The following is an 18,959-nucleotide window of genomic DNA, read 5'->3' as shown; positions in this document are numbered from 1 at the left end:
TATTCTAATGCACACTACAAATGCATCGTCCGAAGATTGCACTGCAGGTGCAAATCAGCGTTTACTTCTTCACATCCCACCAAACGCGGGTAGTTAGCAAGTCCTCTCCCTGACGGGCGATTGCCTCCTTGTAGCTGGCGGGGTTGCTACCCACTTCATCTTCATAATAGCGTAAACGGCGGGGAATAGTGCCGCCTGTAACGTTCGCAGGATCATTGGTGGGAGTCAGTTTGGGATAGCCCGTACGACGCCAGTTGGCCCATGCCTCAATGTGATTGAGGTAGGTGGCGATCCAGTACTGCTCACCAATAAGCTCGAGCTTGCGCTCAGAACCTGCCGCAGCAAAACCCAGATCGTTGATATACTTCGTGATGACAGCATCGGAAGGCACTTCCACGCCATAGGCAGCCCATGACCTGATGGCACCTTCTACGCCTTTCCGGAAGTGTATTGTAGCATCATCGGCAACCCAGCCTTTTAGCGCAGCCTCGGCCAACATCAGTTCCGTCTCAGCGTACGACAGCAGTGGTGTGGGGTCGTCCAGATCGGTGATGTTGGTATTAATAAAACTAAAATTATCGAGCGTCGTGAAATCCGGATAGACATTTTTGATCGTGGTGGCAGTATAACCGTTGGGCAAGCCACGCTGTTTGGCGGGATCGGTCACCCAGGTAGACTTATCGTAAGGATTACCCAGACCGCCTATGATAATCATCTTGCGGGGGTCATTGTACTTATCCATAAAATCTACGAGCGTCTTGCTCACTCGCGCATTGTTGTCGCCACCGCCACCAGCAGCATTAGACAGAGCCAGCGAAGTACCGTTGTAGTTGATTCCACCACCCGTGCCCAGCACCTGCTTCATGAACGCATTGGAAGCGTTGGAGTCGATCCCTCCTTTGCTGGCCGCTTCAGTAAACACGGTTTTGGCCGTAGCCGCATCCACGTTACTCATCCGCAGGGCGATGCGCATCAACAGCGAGTTGGCAAACTTGCGCCACTTGTCATAGTCGCCCTTGTAAAGTACATCCTGATCGCCCAAGGCTCTGGCCGAAGGCGAGAAAGCATCACGGGCTGTTTTGATATCAGCCACGAGCATCGTGTACACATCCTTCTGAGCATCGTATTTAGGGAACCAGTTTTCGGCACCCACCAGCCCGCGGCCCGCCTGAGTGTATGGAATATCGCCATAGATATCCGTCATACGGTGCAGCACGAATGATCGCATAATCGAAGCGGCGGCAAAAGTATTGGCCGATTCGGGCTTTCCTTTCGTCTGATCCACCACCTGTGTGAGCGTCTTGATGGAACCGGGATAATTGGCTTCCCAGAAAGCACCGCTGTACTGGGCGTTGTAATAGTACTTATCCCCGCTCCAGTAGCCTGCCAGTGTGGCGTTGTGCTGGATCATCGTAGAGCTGTAAATCAGGTTCGTGCGCCACGATTCGTAACGGTCGCCTGCCACCTGAAGCATTCCGAGCGAGAGCAGGTAACGCTGGTCTATATCGGTCGAAGCATTCTTGTTTACATTCAGGTCCAGCAACTTCTCATTGTCGCAGGAGTTGAGCGTCAGCACCGACAGGAGTGCCAAAACGGTTGTCTTTATATGTTTTTTCATAATCAATTTTTGATTAGAGTAAATGGCGTACTGAGTGTTTCAATGCAGCGTATTTTGTCTTCCGCCATTCACTGATTCAGGATTCAATACTAAAATGTTGCCGATAAGTTAAAGCCCAGATTCCGAGTGGTAGGCAGCGCAAAGTACTCCAGTCCCTGAGAGTTACCGCTGGCGGTGTAGCCGCTTTCGGGATCAACGTTCGGAACACTCGACCACAACAGCAACAGGTTGCGGCCTACCGCCGAAAACTTCAGGGTGCTGATGGGCGTTTTGTCCAGCCAACGCGCAGGAATGCTGTAGCCTACCGATAATTCCCTTAGTTTTCCAAACGAGCTATTGTAGACAAAGTTTTCCGTAATCTGCGTGTAGTAATTATAGTAGTTCTGCAGCTTGTCACGCTCAATCGTCCACGTATTGGCTTCCCCGGTTTCAGTCACTCCCGATACGGTCAATGGTGCATCCCGACCGGGCAGGGTCCCCTTGTGCAGACCAACACCATAGAGGCCGAGGTTGGTACCCGACATCATGCTGCCGCCCTGGCGCAGGTCGATCAGGAAACTTAGATTAAAGCCTTTATAGGTAAAGCTGTTGCTAAATCCTGCGCTGATCGGATGACGTCCCAGAGCGATTTGCTGGAAATCGCCGCGAACCGGAAATCCGTCTTTGTCGTAGACCTTCTGTCCATCGATTTCCTTTTGCTTATAACCCGCTATGACACCCAGCTGCTGGCCGACATAGTGACGGATACGCTCCTGCCGCGAACGAGCCTCGTCAAGGTTCAGGAATTCGATGGGGTCACCCGCTGCGTTGGTGCCCAGGCTTACTACATTTGAAATGTTCCGGGCAAAGTTCAGGGTCATGTCCCAGGTGAAGTCGGTTTTCTTTATGGGAGTACCTTTCAGCAGGATTTCAATACCCTTGTTGGTCAGCTCACCAATGTTGATTTGAGTGCTGCCATAGCCCGAAGTACCTGAAATCGAAGTGTTCAGAATATCATCGTTGGTGTTACGATTGTACAGGGCAAGGTCCAGTCCCAGGCGATTCTGGAAGAAGCGCAAATCGAAGCCAATTTCCGTTTCCGTGGAGATGTAAGGCTTGAGGTTGGCATTAGGGATTGAACCATTGTTGATCGCACCCAAAATAGCCCCGTCGTGCTGGTACCCCCGCAGACCATAAGTCAGGTTGTTGGAATACGGATCGGGTGCACCGCCGCCCACCTGGGCCCAGGAAGCGCGTACTTTACCAAAAGTGAGCCAGTTGGGCATTCCCTGAATGGCTTCCGAAAACACAAAGCTCAGACCAGCTGAGGGGTAAGTGACTTCGTTGTTGCCGCGCGAAAGCGTGGAGAAGTGGTCCTGGCGGGCCGTCACATTCAGGAAGAGGTAGTTATTGAAACCGATGTTGGCCGAGCCAAAGATTGAGTTGATCCCGTACTCAGACAGACCGTAACCATACGTTTGGTTAGCCACATTGTTGACACTACCAAAGAACGGTATATTCAATCCGTTACCGCCAATACGGGCATCTTCCGTAGAGCGCCGCATCCGGTTGCCTCCCAGAAGAATGTCCGCCGAGAACTTGCCGAAAGTTTTGTTGGCTCCAATAAAGAGGTCAAGGTTGTTTTCCTTCGTCGTCCGGTTGGTGATATTGTAGTCTCCCGTGGTCTTGTAGGCTGTGCCGTAAGGTTCCGACGACTCGAAGCGGCCTGAGATGTAGTCCGTTCCGATGCGCCCCTGCACATAAAGCCAGTCCGTAATATTGTATTTCAAAGAAGCGTTTCCGAAAAAACGGTTCTTGCTGTCAAGCCGCAGGAACTGGTAAGCCGCCCAATAAGGGTTCGTAGCGTACACATTGCTTTGGTATCGCCGTTCGGTACCGTCGTCGTTCGCTCCCAGTTTGTCTGTGGTACCTCTCATATCCGTAAAGCTGATATTGGGTGCCTTGGTGATAACCGTGTAGTTGGCGTTACCGGGCGAATCCGACAGGCGCGGCCGGTTCTTAGCACTTTCGGAGGTGTACTGGCCGGTAGCAATCAGTTCGAGTTTTCCGAATTTGCCATTCATACTCCCATTGAAAGTAGTGCGATCGAAACCGCTGTTTGGCAAAATGTCCTGGTTGCGGAGGTCGGAGGCAGAAAAGCGGAAACTACCCAGCTCATTGCTACCCGCCAGGGCCAGCGTGTTCGTCCAGGTGCTACCCGTACGGTAGAAATCGTTAAGCCCTTCGCCAGTGGCGCTGTATGGCCGCGTTTCACCATCAAACTGGATCACCGGAGATCCGTCGAGTTTAGCGCCCCAGGAGCTGTTGCCGTTTTCGAGGGCTTCCACTTGCGTGGTGGGCTTGACGCCCATAGTACCCGTGCCGTACTGCTGCTGCAGATCAGTAAGGTCAATGGCCCGGTTGGCTGTATAGTTGGAATTGAACGATACGCCCAATCCTTTCACGCCCTTGCCCGTCTTGGTGGTGATCAAAATCACACCGTTGGCCGCACGCGAACCGTACAGGGCCGAGGCAGTATTGCCTTTCAGAACGGAGATGGTAGCGATGTCATCAGGGTTAATGGATGAAAGGCCATCGCCGTTGTCATTGCCACCCCACATACCCGCGCTTCCCTGGTTGGAGTTATCCATAGGTACGCCATTGATCACGTATAGTGGCTGGTCATTTCCACCCAGCGAAGAGCCACCGCGAATAACTACCCGGCTTGTTCCTGCTGCGCCCGTAGTGGGTGAGGACACATTGACACCCGCAATCTTGCCCGTCAGGGCGTTACCGACGTTGATCGTCCGCGACTCAGTGAGTTGGTCACCACCGATCTGCGTGACCGAGTAACCAAGAGCCTTCTTCTCTTTTTCCATACCGAAGGCCGTCACAACTACTTCTCCGAGCAGATTATCGTCGGGAATCAATTCCACATTGATGACATTACTGTTGCCCACCGTGACATCTTTCGGCTGGTAGCCGATATAGCTGTAAGTAAGCGTCGTGCCCTTATTCGCCACGATGCTGTACTCGCCCTTATTATTGGTGGTAGTACCCCGAGTCGTGCCTTTTACAACGATGTTGACTCCGTAGAGTTCGCCGGCCCCCGACTCATTCACTTTGCCCGTAATCGTCATATCCTGTGCAGAAACAACGGTTGAACAAAAGGCCAGCAGCAACATGATTTTACAGTGCTGTAGTACTTTTTTCATAAAATAATTGATTGGTTGTAAAATATTTGTTAAAAAATCACATATTTCAAATATAACGTTTTTCTGTGAACGTACTACAATCAATTTTTAATAATTATTAATTAATAAATGAGTTAACCGTCAGTTACTTACCAAAAAAAGCCGCTCCAATGAGCGGCTTTTTTTGGTAAGAATAAGTATATCAGCAAGTACCAGGAAGCAATCGATACGACTACCCTAAGGCAGGAAAAAAGCTGGTCCGGATGATCAGCTCCCATACTAAAAGAGCACGTACCCTACCGCGTCACTATACCCGGCTGGAAGTCAACTTTGCTCCCAAGTACTCCCGGTTCATGCGGGCAATGTTTTCCATCGAAATCTCCTTAGGGCATTCGGCAGAACAAGCTCCTGTGTTGGTGCAGGCACCGAAACCCTCGGAATCCATTTGGGCTACCATTTTCTCGGCCCGAAGCTTACGCTCGGCCTGCCCCTGTGGCAAAAGGGCAAGCTGCGAAATTTTAGCCGAAGTGAAAAGCATGGCCGAAGCATTCTTACAAGCCGCTACGCAGGCACCACATCCAATGCAGGCCGCTGCCATGAAAGCCTCGTCGGCATTTTCCTTGGGAACGGGCAGGCTATTGGCGTCGCGGGCGTTGCCGGTATTAACCGACACGAAACCACCCGCCGAGATGATGCGGTCGAAGGACGAGCGGTCCACGACTAAATCCTTCATGACCGGAAAAGCCACTGCCCGCCACGGTTCCACCACAATGGTGTCGCCATCGCTGAATGAGCGCATGTGCAGCTGGCAGGTCGCCACACCCGTGAGCGGCCCGTGGGGACGCCCGTTGATGTGCATGGAACAGGAACCGCAGATCCCTTCGCGACAATCGTGATCGAAGGCGATGGGCTCCTTGTTTTCATGAATCAACTGCTCATTGAGGACATCGAACATTTCCAAAAAGGACATATCCGGCGAAATACCTTCCAAAGCATACGTTTCGAGGCTGCCCTCGCTGTCTTTATTTTTTTGCCGCCACACTTTCAGCGTGAGGCTCATATTTTCTGCTGACATTTATTTGGGGGGTTAAAAGGTTAAAGGTCAAACGACGTTTTCCGATATTCCGAGTCTAACCTTAAGCTCATTTACTTGTAGCTGCGCTGGGCAATTTTGATATTTTCGTATTCCAGTTCTTCCTTGTGAAGCTGCCAGTTGCTTTCGCCGTTGTATTCCCAGGCCGAAACATACATGTAGTTTTCGTCATCGCGGGTGGCTTCGCCTTCTTCGGTTTGGTACTCTTCGCGGAAGTGACCACCACAGGATTCGTTGCGATCAAGCGCATCCTGACACATAAGCTCACCCAGTTCCATGAAGTCGGAGACGCGGCTCGCCTTATCCAGTTCGGGATTCAACTCATCGGCACTGCCCATCACCCGCACATCTTCCCAGAACCTTTTCCGCAGAGCTCTGATTTCGAGAATGGCGCTCTGCAGATCCTTGGCGTTACGGGCCATGCCGCATTTGTCCCACATGATCTTACCCAATTCCCGGTGAAAATGCTCCGGAGAGGTTTGCCCTTTTACTGAAAGCAGTTTGGCGATTTTGTCCTTCACGTCTTTCTCCGCCTGTACAAAAGCCTCATGGTCGGTCGGTATTTCTCCGGTACGGATTTCTCCGGCCAGATAAGAACCTACCGTGTAAGGAATCACGAAATACCCATCAGCCAGTCCCTGCATCAGGGCCGAAGCGCCGAGACGATTGGCACCGTGATCGGAGAAATTAGCCTCGCCCAGAGCGTATAGACCCGGCACGGTAGTCATCAGGTTGTAATCTACCCACAGGCCGCCCATGGTGTAGTGGACAGCGGGATAAATCCGCATCGGCACTTCGTAGGGGTCCTCACCCGTGATTTGCTTGTACATGTCAAACAGGTTGCCGTATTTTTCTTTTACGACATCCTTCCCCATTTCCCGAACCTGCTCGTCTGTGGGGTTAATGATATTGTTTTTATTGGCCTCGCCTTTGCCATAGCGTTCGATGGCCGAGGCATAGTCGAGGTACACCGCCATCTTGGACGGGCCCACACCGTAGCCCGCATCACAACGCTCTTTGGCGGCACGCGATGCGATGTCGCGTGGTACGAGGTTACCAAAGGCCGGATAGCGGCGCTCCAGATAGTAATCGCGCTCGGCTTCGGGGATTTGGTTGGCCGGGCGGTTGTCGTCTTTCTTCTTAGGTACCCATATGCGACCGTCATTCCGCAATGACTCCGACATCAGCGTCAACTTCGACTGATGTTCGCCGGAAACGGGAATACAGGTAGGGTGAATTTGTGTGAAACAGGGGTTGCCAAAAAATGCGCCCCGTCGATGCGCCTTCCAGGCGGCGGTCACGTTGCAGCCCATCGCGTTAGTCGAAAGGTAGAATACATTGCCGTACCCTCCCGAGCAAAGCAGCACTGCATGGCCGGAATGTCGCTCGATTTCACCCGTAACCAGGTTGCGGGCAATTATCCCCCGGCACTTGCCGTCAATTTTGACGACGTCCAGCATTTCGTGGCGCGTGTACATCTGCACGGCCCCAATACCTACCTGACGCTGCAACGCCGAATACGCGCCCAGCAAAAGCTGCTGCCCGGTCTGTCCGGCCGCATAGAAAGTACGCTGCACCTGCACGCCACCGAAAGAGCGGTTGGAGAGCAGTCCGCCGTACTCGCGGGCAAAGGGTACGCCTTGCGCCACGCATTGGTCGATAATGCTGCCTGACACCTCGGACAAACGGTAAACGTTGGCCTCGCGTGAGCGGTAGTCGCCGCCTTTTACAGTGTCGTAGAAAAGCCGGTAGATCGAGTCACCGTCGTTTTGGTAGTTCTTGGCAGCGTTAATACCACCCTGAGCCGCAATAGAGTGCGCCCGGCGCGGTGAATCCTGAAAGCAGAAAGCTTTTACCTTGTAGCCCATCTCGGCCAGCGAAGCCGCTGCCGAAGCACCGGCTAAACCCGTACCGACCACGATTACCTCGATGCGGCGCTTATTGGAAGGGTTCACCAGCGGAACCGACGACTTGTACTTGGTCCATTTATCTTCTATCGGACCAGCGGGGATTTTAGAATCCAGTTGGGGAGAAGTCATATTTAATTTTGAATAAGTGAATGTCGGAATGTCGGAATGAGTGAATGTCGGAATATTATTATTCACCCATTCCGACATTCACTCGTTCACAATTGTTTCAGAAAAAAGTAAACCGGCATGGCGGCGAAGGCGATAGGGATAATGATGGCGAATAGCCACACGCCCAGGAAATTAAACAAGGGGTTGTACTTGGGGTGATTGGCACCAAGTGTTTGCCAGGCCGAGCGGAAGCCATGCACCAGGTGAAAGGACACCGCCGCCATTCCAAGGATGTAGAACAGCACCAGCAACGGATTGGCAAAGGATGACTCAGCTTCCTGGTACAGATCTTTCACGATTACCGTCTTGCTTTTGTTATCGTCGCTCAGTCGTTCCTCAATTTTACTATTGAGCATAAAACCGTCGGGCATCTGGCGGGTATCGATGATCGTGCCTTCCGACAAATCGATCGTATATTCCTTGAAAGGCAGGTGCCCGAACTTGTATTCATACCAGAAATCGCCCATGTGAACTACGAGATAGACCAGCAGAACCGTACCCAGTATGCCCATGTTGCGGCTCGCCCAGGTACTTTGATTATTGACTTTGGCGTACTTTTTTGCCCGTGCCTTCTGGTTAATGTAAGCCAGATACAGGCCATCGAAGGCATGGATCAGAATAAAAGCGTACAAGCCGTAAGAAATCGTTTTGATGAATGGATTCGTGGTCATGAACACCGTATAAGTGTTGAAGGCCAGCCCTTCGTCAGATTTGAACAGCTGTAGGTTCCCGATCATGTGAACAATCAGGAAAGTGCATAGAAAAAGGCCCGTAAGAGCCATAATCAATTTCTTGCCAATAGAACTAGATAACGTTTGGGTAAGCCACGACATAACAGAACGTGTTGGATTTTAGAGTAAATATTGGATACTGCCTTAACCTGCCAAAGGTACGCGACAAAGGATTGTGAGACAATAAAAGCGATTTCATTTTGTGGTAAAGGCAATTATTTATAATGATTTTAAGTTTTTTTGCCGCTGTCCATTTTCAACATTTTGTGCAAAAAAATGTTTGGCCTTAACTCAATATCGGCTATAAATCATTACCCGTCGTTCAAAAAGCTTACCTTCAAGCCTGAAAAAGGCAGGCAACACACCGTTTTTTCCATCTTTTTCGTTCAAGTCTATACTTAATCAGACCAAGCAGCCCTAATCCATGCGCTCAACAATACGCCCGATACTCTTTTTCTTTTTGCTCCTTCTCGCCGCAACCCAGGCTCACGCTACTCACGTGCGAGCGGGCGAGATTACCGCCAGGCGCATCTCCACAACTTCCCTGACCTACGAAATCACCTTCACGGGCTATTTTGATATGGAAAACGGTAAGGCTGCCGCTGATGCCCAGACCGACATCAAGGTATTTGTCGGTACGGTGGGGCCAATCAGTGTTCCCCGAAAACAGCCTATCACCAACATCGGTAATAACACGACTAAGAACGAATACTCTTTTATTTACACCTTTCCGGCACCTGGTCGCTTCAATATCTCGACTACACTCGATAATCGCAACAACAACGTTCTCAACATCGGCCCCAAGCCCACGCAGGAGCTTAATTTTTTCGTAAAAAGTACCTTGGTTATCAGCGCCGGCCTTGGCCAGAACCGGACGCCTGTCATGCTCAACGCACCCATCGACCTGGCTGCTGTGGGCCAGCGCTACATTCACAATCCGGGTGCTTTCGACGCCGACGGCGATAGTCTGGCCTATCGGCTCGTCACTCCCCAGGAAAGCGAGGGCAACAACGCTAATGGTAAGGATCTACTGTATGTAGATCCCAACAAAGTGCAGCCGCTGGGACCGACCGAGAACGGTGCTTTTCCTTCCACGTTCAGCATCGATGCCATCACGGGCGACCTGGTGTGGGACGCGCCCTTTGTGCCGGGCTTTTACAACGTGGCTTTTATTGTGGAAGAATGGCGTAATGGGGTCAAAATCGGGGAAATTACCCGAGACATGCAGATTATCGTGGTGGAAGCTAACAACGATCGTCCCAAACTCGACTCGATTCCCGACCTCTGCGTGGAGGCCGGAACGCTCATCCAGCAAGCCATCAGGGCTGTGGATAAAAATGGCGATCCCCTGACCCTCACGACCAGCGGCGGCGTGTATCGCAGCGACCTGATCGACCCTCAACTGGCGCAGTTTATTGCGGCCTCGCCCAACCCGGCGGGCCAGGCCAGCGGCGTGTTCCGCTGGCAAACGGGCTGCAACCATATCCGTCCGGAGGCTTACAGTGTACTGTTTAAAGTGGAGGATAGCCCCCGTGCGGGCTTTCCAAACCCCAGCCTGTTCCGCAAATTGGCGGATATCAGAACTTTCCGGATAAAGGTTTACGGACCACGTCCCAAGAATGTGCAAGCCACGCCCACGACCGACGCAGGCGGGCGGGCCTTCCGCGTGACCTGGGACCCTTACGCTTGTCAGGTACCGGGTGCCCAAATCGTGGTATACCGCAAAGAAGGATGTTCTGACTACCAGCCCGATCCGTGTAGTCCTGGGTTGCCCGCCACGCTGGGATACACAGAGGTAGGCCGCGTCCCCGTGACCGCAACCAGCTTCGTGGACAGCAGCAGCACCAACCCGCTACGGCGTGGTGTGAAGTACAGCTACCGACTGGTGGCGGAATTCCCGCGCCCCGGTGCACCTATCACTGAACCCGGCTACCTGAATGGCGGCGGCACGAGTATACCCTCCGACGAATTCTGTTTGGATTTGCCTCTTTTGATTCCGGTTATCACGAACGTAACGGTTGACTCGACCAGCACCACCAGTGGCCAGATTTCGGTAAAATGGACACGCCCGATCGGCCTGAATCCCAGCCAGATAAACGGTCCATCGCAGTACAGGCTTTCCCGTGCAACGGGTCTGAACGGTACTAACTTCACATTGATCACTACCATTAACACGCAGCTTCAGCCCGGCGTGGCAGATACGATTTTTGTAGATAAAAACCTTAATACGACGGCTAACGCCTACCGCTATCAGCTGGAATACTTCTTTACCAATGCCAACGGTACTCTCGAAAAACTGGACACTAGTGAGCCCGCCAGTAGCGTCCGGTTGACGCAGGGACAGGCTGAATCGAAAATTGTGCAGTTGGAGTGGGTAGCGAATGTTCCCTGGAGCAATAACAACCAACGGCACCGGATTTATCGTGAGGTGCGGGGCAGGCCCGGTACCTACAACCAGATTGCCGAGGTGGCGGTGCAGGATCCGCGCACCTTTATTTATCAGGACGACGGTACGGACAAATATGCCCTCGATGGCACCGTCAACGTTACGTTGTCTGCCGATTCGACTTATTGCTATCGGGTAGAGACGGTGGGTACTTACGGCAACGACCGCATCAAGCCCGCGATTTTGCTGAATTTCTCGCAGAAAATTTGCGCCACTCCCATCGATACCATTAAGCCCTGCCCGCCTGTGCTGAGTCTCGACACGCTGGACTGTAGTACGATTGCTCCCGACGCTTACTGCAACCAGACGACGTTTACCAACAACCTGTCGTGGACGTATCCTGCCAAGAATGCGCAGGGCGGCGATTGCGACCCGAACATCGTAGAGTACAGAATATATTACGCCCGCTTTGCCGACGAAACTCCGGCGTTGCTTGCGTCCGTCGTACCACCGCCTACACCACCTGCCACAAACTACGCTCATACCGGACTCAGCTCGTTTGCGGGATGCTATTACGTGACGGCTGTGAACCGATTTGGAAACGAAAGTGCGCCGAGCAATCTGGTCTGTAAGGATAACTGCCCGCAGTTCGTGATGCCCAATGTCTTCACGCCCAACAACGATGGCAAGAACGATACCTTCCAGCCCCTGAATTGCCCCAGTTTCGTTGAGAGTGTTACATTCCGGGTCTTTAACCGCTGGGGTGTGAAGGTATTCGAAACTACCAATGCCGATATTAACTGGGACGGCACGTCCAGCGATGGCCAGGGCTTACCCGCCGGACAGTACTTTTACGAAGCATCCGTCACTTTCCAGTCGGTAGTGCGGCCGGGCCAGCCAGTCGCGTTGAAAGGCTGGGTTCAGCTGCTGCGGTAGTAGTTTCAACCAATGAATGACGGAATGAATCCTTATCAAGAGGGTTTGTTCCGTCTTTCTTTGGTATACTAAGTACCTAATCTCAATTTTGAGAAATTGAATAGATGTAATGAAATCATAATTTTTCAGTGAGTCCCTCTTTCACTGTTTTCCCATAACCAATTGCCTTTATCACTTACCACAAATCCGAATGATCTCAACCAGTAACCCTATTTCAAATACAAAAGTAACCGTCGCTTATGGCGATGGCATCGGTCCCGAAATCATGGATGCCACCCTCCGCATCCTTGACGCTGCGGGCGCGAAAATTGAGCCGGAAGTCATCGAAATCGGCGAGAAAGTATATAAGAGCGGCAGTAAGGCGGGTATTCAGCCCAGCGACTGGGAATCACTTCGCCGGAATAAGGTTTTTCTGAAAGCCCCGATCACCACGCCACAGGGGGGCGGCTACAAGAGTTTGAATGTGACGGCCCGCACCACGCTGGGGTTATTTGCCAATGTACGGCCCTGCATGGCGTACTCGCCCTACGTCGAAACCAAGCACCCATTGCTGGATCTTGTCATCATCCGGGAGAACGAGGAAGACCTCTACACGGGCATCGAGCACCGGCAGACTAACCAGATGACCCAGTGCCTGAAACTGATTTCGCGGCCCGGCTGCGAGAAAATCATTCGCTACGCCTTCGAGTACGCCCGCGCCTACAACCGCCGGAAGGTCACCTGCCTTTCTAAGGACAATATCATGAAAATGACCGACGGGCTGTTCCATCGCGTATTCGACGAAATCGCTGCCGAATATCCCGACATCGAGAAAGAACACTGGATCATCGACATTGGCTCGGCCCTGCTGGCCGACGAGCCGGAGCGTTTCGGCGTAATCGTGACGCTGAACCTCTACGGCGACATTATTTCCGACATCGCGGCCCAAATCGCCGGATCGGTTGGTATGGGCGGTTCGGCCAACGTGGGAGACCAGTGCGCCATGTTCGAAGCCATCCACGGCTCGGCACCCGACATTGCCGGGCGCGGCATTGCCAACCCATCGGGACTGCTCAATGGAGCCATTATGATGCTCGTCCACATCGGCCAGGGCGAAGTAGCCGCTCAAGTTCATAACGCCTGGCTCAAAACCATTGAGGATGGCATTCACACGGGTGATGTGTATCAGGAAGGTGTGAGCAAGGAGCGTGTAGGCACCAAAGGCTTTGCCGACGCGGTCATCGCGCGCCTGGGCCAGACACCGGAGCATTTCAAAACCATCAGCTACGCTGCCGCCCCCAAGCCGATCCATATCAGCTCGGCCAGCCAGACCCCGCAAAAGAAAGAACTGGTAGGCGTGGATATCTTCCTGGATTGGAACGAAGGCACCGCCCGCCAATTGGGTGACGCAATTTCCGCCTTATCAGATTCACCCCTGGAATTGAAAATGATCACCAATCGTGGCGTAAAGGTCTACCCTGACGGCGTACCGGAAACCTTCTGCACCGACCATTGGCGTTGTCGTTTTAAGGGCAAAGCGGGTTTGGATGGAGCTCTTGATAAAACGACAATCTGGAAACAGCTCGCATTATTGAACGAAAAGGGTTTCGACACGATTAAAACCGAAAACCTCTATACTTTTGACGGAGAAGTGGGTTATTCTCTGATGCAGGGGGAATGACTTCAGGGGGCAGTTTGACGTGGAGCGTGCTTCTGACTGACTACCCGCTACACCATTGCTATGTTTCCGAAAAGCCGAAAGCTGTTAACCCGCAGCCGATGGCCTGTTTCAATTTTTCCCAAAAAAAATCGTTAGTTCAACGTAGAATTTCCTTAATGAACTTATGAATAAATATTTGAACAAATCCTTTTCGGGGATCGCATTGGTTTGCTTCTGCCTTCTGCTGCAAGCTTGCAACCCCACCATGCAGGCCTATAAAAACGGGGTCAAGCGGTTTGACAACGGAGAATATGACCTGGCCTTGAAGGATTTCCAGAGGGCTGCCGAAGGCAACTACGATCCCGCACAGACCAACTACTTCATCGCCGAATCGTATCGCCTTTCTAACCGTTATCAGGAGGCCATTCCCTACTATAAGAAAGCAATGGAAGCGGGCACTACCGACCCCAACGCCCGTTTTCAGTACGCCTACGCATTAAAAGCTTCCGGCCAGTACGACGAAGCCAGACAGGAATTTGCGCAGTTCACCGAAAACCAAACGGCCGACAAAACCCTGAAAGAGCGGGCCGCCCGTGAGGTGGAGACGTTGAAAATCACTGACCTGATCAAACAAAAAAAGGCGGAGGTGACAGTCCTGGATATGCCATTCAACACGCCCGGTGCCGAGTTTTCGCCAACCATATTAGGCAATGAACTGGTCATGTCGGCTTCCAAAAAAGAGAAGATTTACAAAAATAACGGTCAGGCCATGCTGGGCCTCTACAAAGTAAACATTGGCGAGCAACCCAGCGAAGCCAGCAGCAGCCCGACTCTGTTTAGTTCTACTATTTTTGCTGAGGAAGCCAACGAAGGCTCCCCGGCTTTCTCGCCCGACGGCAAGACACTCGTATTTGCCCGTGGCAACACCGGTAAGCGCAAAGGCGCCGTGGATGTGGATCTGTACATGAGCCGCCTCGTGAACGGTCAATGGACCGAACCCAACTACCTGCCCGTGAACGACTCACTAGCCTGGGATGGCTCCCCGGCTTTCTCGCGCGATGGCAAGACGCTGTACTTCGCCTCCAACCGCGCAGGCGGGGCCGGTGGCATCGACCTGTATCGTACCAATATGGATGCCTCAGGTCGTTTCAGCAAACCCGTGAATTTGGGCAAAGACATCAATACTGCCGGTGACGAAATGTTTCCTTATGTGTCGCCTGACAATAAATTGTACTTTGCCTCCGACGGACATCCCGGTCTGGGCAAACTCGACCTTTTTGTGGCTACGCGTTCGCAGGGAATCATTTCCATCGAGAACATGGGTATTCCTTTCAATACTCCCCAGGACGATTTCGGGCTGGTATTCATGGAAGATCAGGAAAATGGTTTCTTTGCTTCCAACCGCCCCGGCGGCAAAGGCGACGACGACATCTATTTCTTCTCTAATCCCGTGGTGGAAGAAGTCGATTCGACTATCCTGGCGCAGAACGATCCCACGAGTCCGCTGAATCCCAATAATCCGCTTTATATCAAGGGAGAACGCAAGGTAGTACGGTACTTCCTGGCGGGTACAGTGCTGACTAACAACGCCACGCCCGCCCCGATCGACTCTGCCAAAGTACGCATCCTGTCGGATAGTGCGGATGTGGAGCTGGCGCAGTTGACGACGGGCGACGCAGGAAATTTTGGCCGCTACAATTTGGAAGAGGGTAAAGACTACGTACTTCTGGTGGAGAAAAAGGGCTTCATTTCCAAGCGCGAGCCCTTTTCGATGGATGGCAAGAGTATCCCGCCGATTTTCCTCAACAAGGTACTTACCGACACGACTTACCGCGTCACGATCAAACTCGACGACCTGGAACTGAACAAGACGTTCACGCTGGAGAATATCTATTACGACCTGGATAAGTACGACATCCGGACTGATGCCGCCGTCGAGTTGGATAAATTGGTGCAAGTCCTGAAAGACAATCCGACCCTTAAAATCGAGCTTGCCTCCCACACCGATGCCCGTGCCACCGACGCTTACAACGACAGGCTCTCGCAACAACGGGCACAATCGGCCGTAAACTACCTGATTTCAAGGGGGATCGATGCCGACCGCCTTACCGCCAAAGGATACGGCGAACGGCAGCTCATCGTGCAGAATGCCAAGACTGAAGAAGAACACCAGCGCAACCGCCGGACAGAGTTCACGGTATTGAGTTACTAAGTCAGGATTCTTCGTTTTCCCGAAGCAAAAATGTCTTGTTTGAAACAGCCCTCGTCCCAAAAGGCGAGGGCTGTTCATTATTTATCATGCATGAAGGCACGAAGTTTTTTGGCAAAAAACGTACTCCTATTCGTCTTCAATCTACAACTGTCGAATGAAAAATTACTTTTTGAAACACCTTCTGCTGCTTCTCTTCGCCGCGCTGCTGACTTCCTGTGAAGTTTTCGGCCCCGGACAGGGAATTTTCACCTCTTCCTCGCCGCACGAGCAATACGAACGATCTCTGAAAGCGGCTAATCTGGACGAAACCGCGCTGGGATCGCAGTGGATCGCGGCTTCCGAACGGTCCTTACGGGACTCGCTGCTCATCACACTGCCCTATCGCGAGAGCGGGTACTTTCCGGCGCAGTCGCCGCTGGCCGTCGGCTACCGCATTCAGGCGGAGCGCGGCGATGTGTTGTCCATAGAAGTATCTGTGCAGGGCCGAGCAACTGGCGATACAACGGGCCGGAACCAGACGAAGGTTTTCGTGGATGTTTTTGAACTGGACGATCAGCGGAAACCATCGCGGGTACTTTCAGCCAAGGCCGATACAACGGGTTTGCGCTGGGAAGTCAAGCGCAGTCGCACGCACCTCATTCGCGTTCAGCCTGAGCTATTGAGGAGCGGGCGGTACACGCTTTCTGTTACGCGTGAGCCGCTGCTTGCTTTTCCGGTAGAGGGCCGCAACAGCAAGCAAATCAGCAGCTTTTGGGGAGCCAACCGCGACGGCGGACGGCGCAGCCACGAAGGAGTGGATATTTTTGCCTCACGCGGTACGCCCGCCCTGGCGGCTATCGACGGTTTCGTGTCGCGGGTAGGCACCAACGGCCTAGGTGGCAATGTCATCTTCCTTTCCGACCAATCTCACGGCCTGAACCTTTATTACGCGCATCTGGACAGCTTCAATGTCACATCGGGCAAACGGGTTAAATTAGGTGACACATTGGGCTTTGTGGGCAACACGGGCAATGCCCGCACTACCGGACCGCATTTGCACTTTGGTATTTATCAGTCGGGTGGTCGGGGAGCCATCGATCCGTTACCCTTTATCCGGTTGGGGTTGGGCGAACCGAAGCAAAAACTACCTGATGCTGACGAACTCGGCGACACCGCGCGCGTCGTTACCAATACGCGGCTGCGACTGACTCCCGAGAACAAATCTGAAACTGTCGAATCGCTGGACAGAAACCAGGTTGTTTTGGTTCTGGGGGGCTCCGGCGGCTGGTTGCGGGTCAGGACACCCGGCGAAACCGAAGGCTACTTGCCCGCATCGGCGGTTCGCGACATTGGTCCATCCATTCGCAAAGCGAAACTTGCCCCTGCCACGCCCATCTACGATGAAGCCTTCCCTGACGCGGCGGTATACCAGGTCCTGAACGAATCAGCCGTCCTTACTGTCCTGGGCACGAGCGGCGATTTTGAATTAGTGGAGCTGGACAAGGCCGGAACCAAAGGCTGGATCAGGAAGGAATGAAACGAATACTGTATGTTTGTGGCTTTTCCGGAAAAAGCCTGTTACTGCACACAACTTTCAACTGTACGCTTATAAATGAAACGCTTCATTTACTGGTTTCGAAACGACCTGCGCCTTCACGACAATGAGGGCTTGTTAAAAGCCACTCAAAAAGCCGACGAAGTACTTCCCGTTTTTGTTTTCGATCCAAGATTATTTGGCAAAAATTCGCTGGGCTTTCGCAAGACGGGCGTTTACCGCGCGCGGTTTATCATAGAAAGCGTAGCTGACCTCCGCGCTTCGCTGCGGAAAGCGGGCAGTGACTTGTTGGTGCGAGTCGGTGAACCGGAGCGGGTACTGGCCGAACTGGCTCAGAACTATGATGTAGACGAGCTGCACCTCAGCAAAGAAATAGCCCAGGAAGAGACCGATGTGGAGTCGTCGCTGAGTAAAAGGCTTAAACAGCTGAACGTGGACATGGCCTTTACCTGGATGTCCACGCTATACCACGTACGCGACTTACCTTTTGCGATCAACCGATTGCCCGACGTATTTACAGACTTTCGGAAGGTAGTTGAGAAGAACGCGACCGTGCGACCCACGGTGAGCACCCCCGAAGGGGTTGAACTACCTCGAGCCGACTATGAAGCGGGTGAGATTCCTACGCTCGAAGAACTCGGCTTTGCGGAAGAAGAAATAGTAGACCTGGATCCAAAAGGTGTGCTCGACTTCCAGGGCGGCGAAACGGCCGGTCTCCGGAGACTGCATGATTATTTATGGGAAAGCGATAATATTGCTTCTTACAAAGAAACTCGCAACGGGATGCTGGGGCCCGACTATTCCTCCAAATTTTCGGCTTGGCTGTCCCTGGGCTGCCTGTCGCCCCGGCGCATTTACGAGGAAGTGAAGAAGTACGAAGCCGAGCGCACGGCCAACGACTCGACTTACTGGCTGATTTTTGAACTACTCTGGCGGGATTTCTTCCACTTCGTGATGCTGCGCTGGGGGACACGTCTTTTCAAGCCCTCCGGCCTGAAACTGGAGAAAGACAAGCGCTGGCGGCACGACCGCGACCTTTTTGAAAAGTGGAAAACGGGCCAGACCGGCGTTCCCTTTGTAGATGCCAATATGCGTGAGATCGTCGCGACGGGCTTCATGTCCAACCGCGGGCGACAGAATGTGGCCAGCTTTCTGGCCCACGACCTGGGCCTCGACTGGACCTGGGGCGCGGCCTGGTTCGAAAGTCTTCTCATTGACTACGATGTGTGCAGCAACTGGGGCAACTGGAACTACGTAGCGGGTGTCGGTAACGACCCGCGTCAGGACCGCTACTTCAACCAATATTCCCAGGCCACGCGCTACGATGCCGAAGGCGAATACGTAAAGTACTGGCTACCCGAACTGGGTAAAGTACCCGCTGACAAAATTCACCGGGTTTGGCAACTCACGCCCGATGAGCAGCAGGAACACGGAGTTATTTTAGGGAGAGATTATCCGTTGCCAATCGTTGAGGCGGATAAGTGGTTGAAACAGAAATAAACTAGCTGTCTCTGGGTTCCTGGCGCTAGGCATACCAGCCGCAATGAACCGAGCTGCTT

The 18,959-nt window shown here is 52.7% G+C and carries 10 protein-coding genes; 5 read left to right on the top strand and 5 right to left on the bottom strand.

All coding sequences use genetic code 11. The features are described 5' to 3' along the window. Nucleotides 1-61: 61 nt before the first annotated feature. The 5 genes from IE117_RS23695 to IE117_RS23675 all read right to left on the bottom strand — a co-directional run bounded on the left by IE117_RS23695 (nucleotide 62) and on the right by IE117_RS23675 (nucleotide 8,795). The gene (locus tag IE117_RS23695) at nucleotides 62-1,618 is read right to left on the bottom strand and encodes a SusD/RagB family nutrient-binding outer membrane lipoprotein (protein ID WP_189568072.1); all 1,557 of its coding nucleotides are present in this window, start codon (nucleotides 1,616-1,618) and stop codon (nucleotides 62-64) included. Between the two features lie 89 nt (nucleotides 1,619-1,707). Continuing rightward, nucleotides 1,708-4,812, bottom strand: a complete 3,105-nt coding sequence (locus IE117_RS23690; RefSeq protein ID WP_189568070.1) for a SusC/RagA family TonB-linked outer membrane protein — start codon at nucleotides 4,810-4,812, stop codon at nucleotides 1,708-1,710. 286 nt (nucleotides 4,813-5,098) lie between these two features. Continuing rightward, complete coding sequence (locus IE117_RS23685; RefSeq protein ID WP_229581383.1) at nucleotides 5,099-5,851, bottom strand: succinate dehydrogenase/fumarate reductase iron-sulfur subunit; 753 nt, start codon at nucleotides 5,849-5,851, stop codon at nucleotides 5,099-5,101. Between the two features lie 86 nt (nucleotides 5,852-5,937). Beyond that, a complete protein-coding gene (locus IE117_RS23680) occupies nucleotides 5,938-7,923 on the bottom strand; it encodes a fumarate reductase/succinate dehydrogenase flavoprotein subunit (protein WP_189568063.1) in 1,986 nt (661 codons plus the stop codon). A gap of 86 nt (nucleotides 7,924-8,009) precedes the next feature. Beyond that, nucleotides 8,010-8,795: a succinate dehydrogenase cytochrome b subunit gene (locus tag IE117_RS23675; protein WP_189568061.1), complete on the bottom strand. Its 786-nt coding sequence runs from the start codon at nucleotides 8,793-8,795 to the stop codon at nucleotides 8,010-8,012. Nucleotides 8,796-9,117: 322 nt separating this feature from the next. Here IE117_RS23675 and IE117_RS23670 point away from each other — a divergent pair, with 322 nt between their 5' ends. The 5 genes from IE117_RS23670 (at nucleotide 9,118) to IE117_RS23650 (ending at nucleotide 18,900) form a co-directional block, all read left to right on the top strand. After that, nucleotides 9,118-12,015 (top strand): T9SS type B sorting domain-containing protein, encoded by a 2,898-nt coding sequence (locus IE117_RS23670; protein ID WP_189568059.1) that lies wholly within the window; start codon nucleotides 9,118-9,120, stop codon nucleotides 12,013-12,015. 190 nt (nucleotides 12,016-12,205) lie between these two features. After that, entirely contained in the window at nucleotides 12,206-13,675 is a 1,470-nt protein-coding gene (locus IE117_RS23665) for an NADP-dependent isocitrate dehydrogenase (RefSeq protein WP_189568057.1), read from the top strand. A gap of 163 nt (nucleotides 13,676-13,838) precedes the next feature. After that, nucleotides 13,839-15,866, top strand: coding sequence for a CHU_0125 family OmpA-like outer membrane integrity protein (locus IE117_RS23660; RefSeq protein WP_445482619.1), 2,028 nt, complete (start codon nucleotides 13,839-13,841; stop codon nucleotides 15,864-15,866). A gap of 154 nt (nucleotides 15,867-16,020) precedes the next feature. Continuing rightward, nucleotides 16,021-17,382: a M23 family metallopeptidase gene (locus tag IE117_RS23655; RefSeq protein WP_189568055.1), complete on the top strand. Its 1,362-nt coding sequence runs from the start codon at nucleotides 16,021-16,023 to the stop codon at nucleotides 17,380-17,382. Between the two features lie 75 nt (nucleotides 17,383-17,457). Next, the gene (locus IE117_RS23650; protein WP_189568053.1) at nucleotides 17,458-18,900 is read left to right on the top strand and encodes a DASH family cryptochrome; all 1,443 of its coding nucleotides are present in this window, start codon (nucleotides 17,458-17,460) and stop codon (nucleotides 18,898-18,900) included. The last annotated feature ends 59 nt before the right edge of the window (nucleotides 18,901-18,959 follow it).

Origin of the sequence: Persicitalea jodogahamensis, from assembly GCF_014651615.1 — a bacterium.
Classification (GTDB): domain Bacteria; phylum Bacteroidota; class Bacteroidia; order Cytophagales; family Spirosomataceae; genus Persicitalea; species Persicitalea jodogahamensis.
The sequence above is the reverse complement of the archived record's forward strand: the minus strand, read 5'-3'. Positions and strand labels throughout refer to the sequence as shown.

Coding starts and splice junctions, on each gene's coding strand:
- IE117_RS23685 (WP_229581383.1), bottom strand. CDS start 5,851: ATGAGCCTCACGCTGAAAGTGTGGCGGCAAAAAAATAAAGACAGCGAG.
- IE117_RS23670 (WP_189568059.1), top strand. CDS start 9,118: ATGCGCTCAACAATACGCCCGATACTCTTTTTCTTTTTGCTCCTTCTC.
- IE117_RS23665 (WP_189568057.1), top strand. CDS start 12,206: ATGATCTCAACCAGTAACCCTATTTCAAATACAAAAGTAACCGTCGCT.
- IE117_RS23650 (WP_189568053.1), top strand. CDS start 17,458: ATGAAACGCTTCATTTACTGGTTTCGAAACGACCTGCGCCTTCACGAC.
- IE117_RS23660 (WP_445482619.1), top strand. CDS start 13,839: ATGAATAAATATTTGAACAAATCCTTTTCGGGGATCGCATTGGTTTGC.
- IE117_RS23695 (WP_189568072.1), bottom strand. CDS start 1,618: ATGAAAAAACATATAAAGACAACCGTTTTGGCACTCCTGTCGGTGCTG.
- IE117_RS23675 (WP_189568061.1), bottom strand. CDS start 8,795: ATGTCGTGGCTTACCCAAACGTTATCTAGTTCTATTGGCAAGAAATTG.
- IE117_RS23655 (WP_189568055.1), top strand. CDS start 16,021: ATGAAAAATTACTTTTTGAAACACCTTCTGCTGCTTCTCTTCGCCGCG.
- IE117_RS23680 (WP_189568063.1), bottom strand. CDS start 7,923: ATGACTTCTCCCCAACTGGATTCTAAAATCCCCGCTGGTCCGATAGAA.
- IE117_RS23690 (WP_189568070.1), bottom strand. CDS start 4,812: ATGAAAAAAGTACTACAGCACTGTAAAATCATGTTGCTGCTGGCCTTT.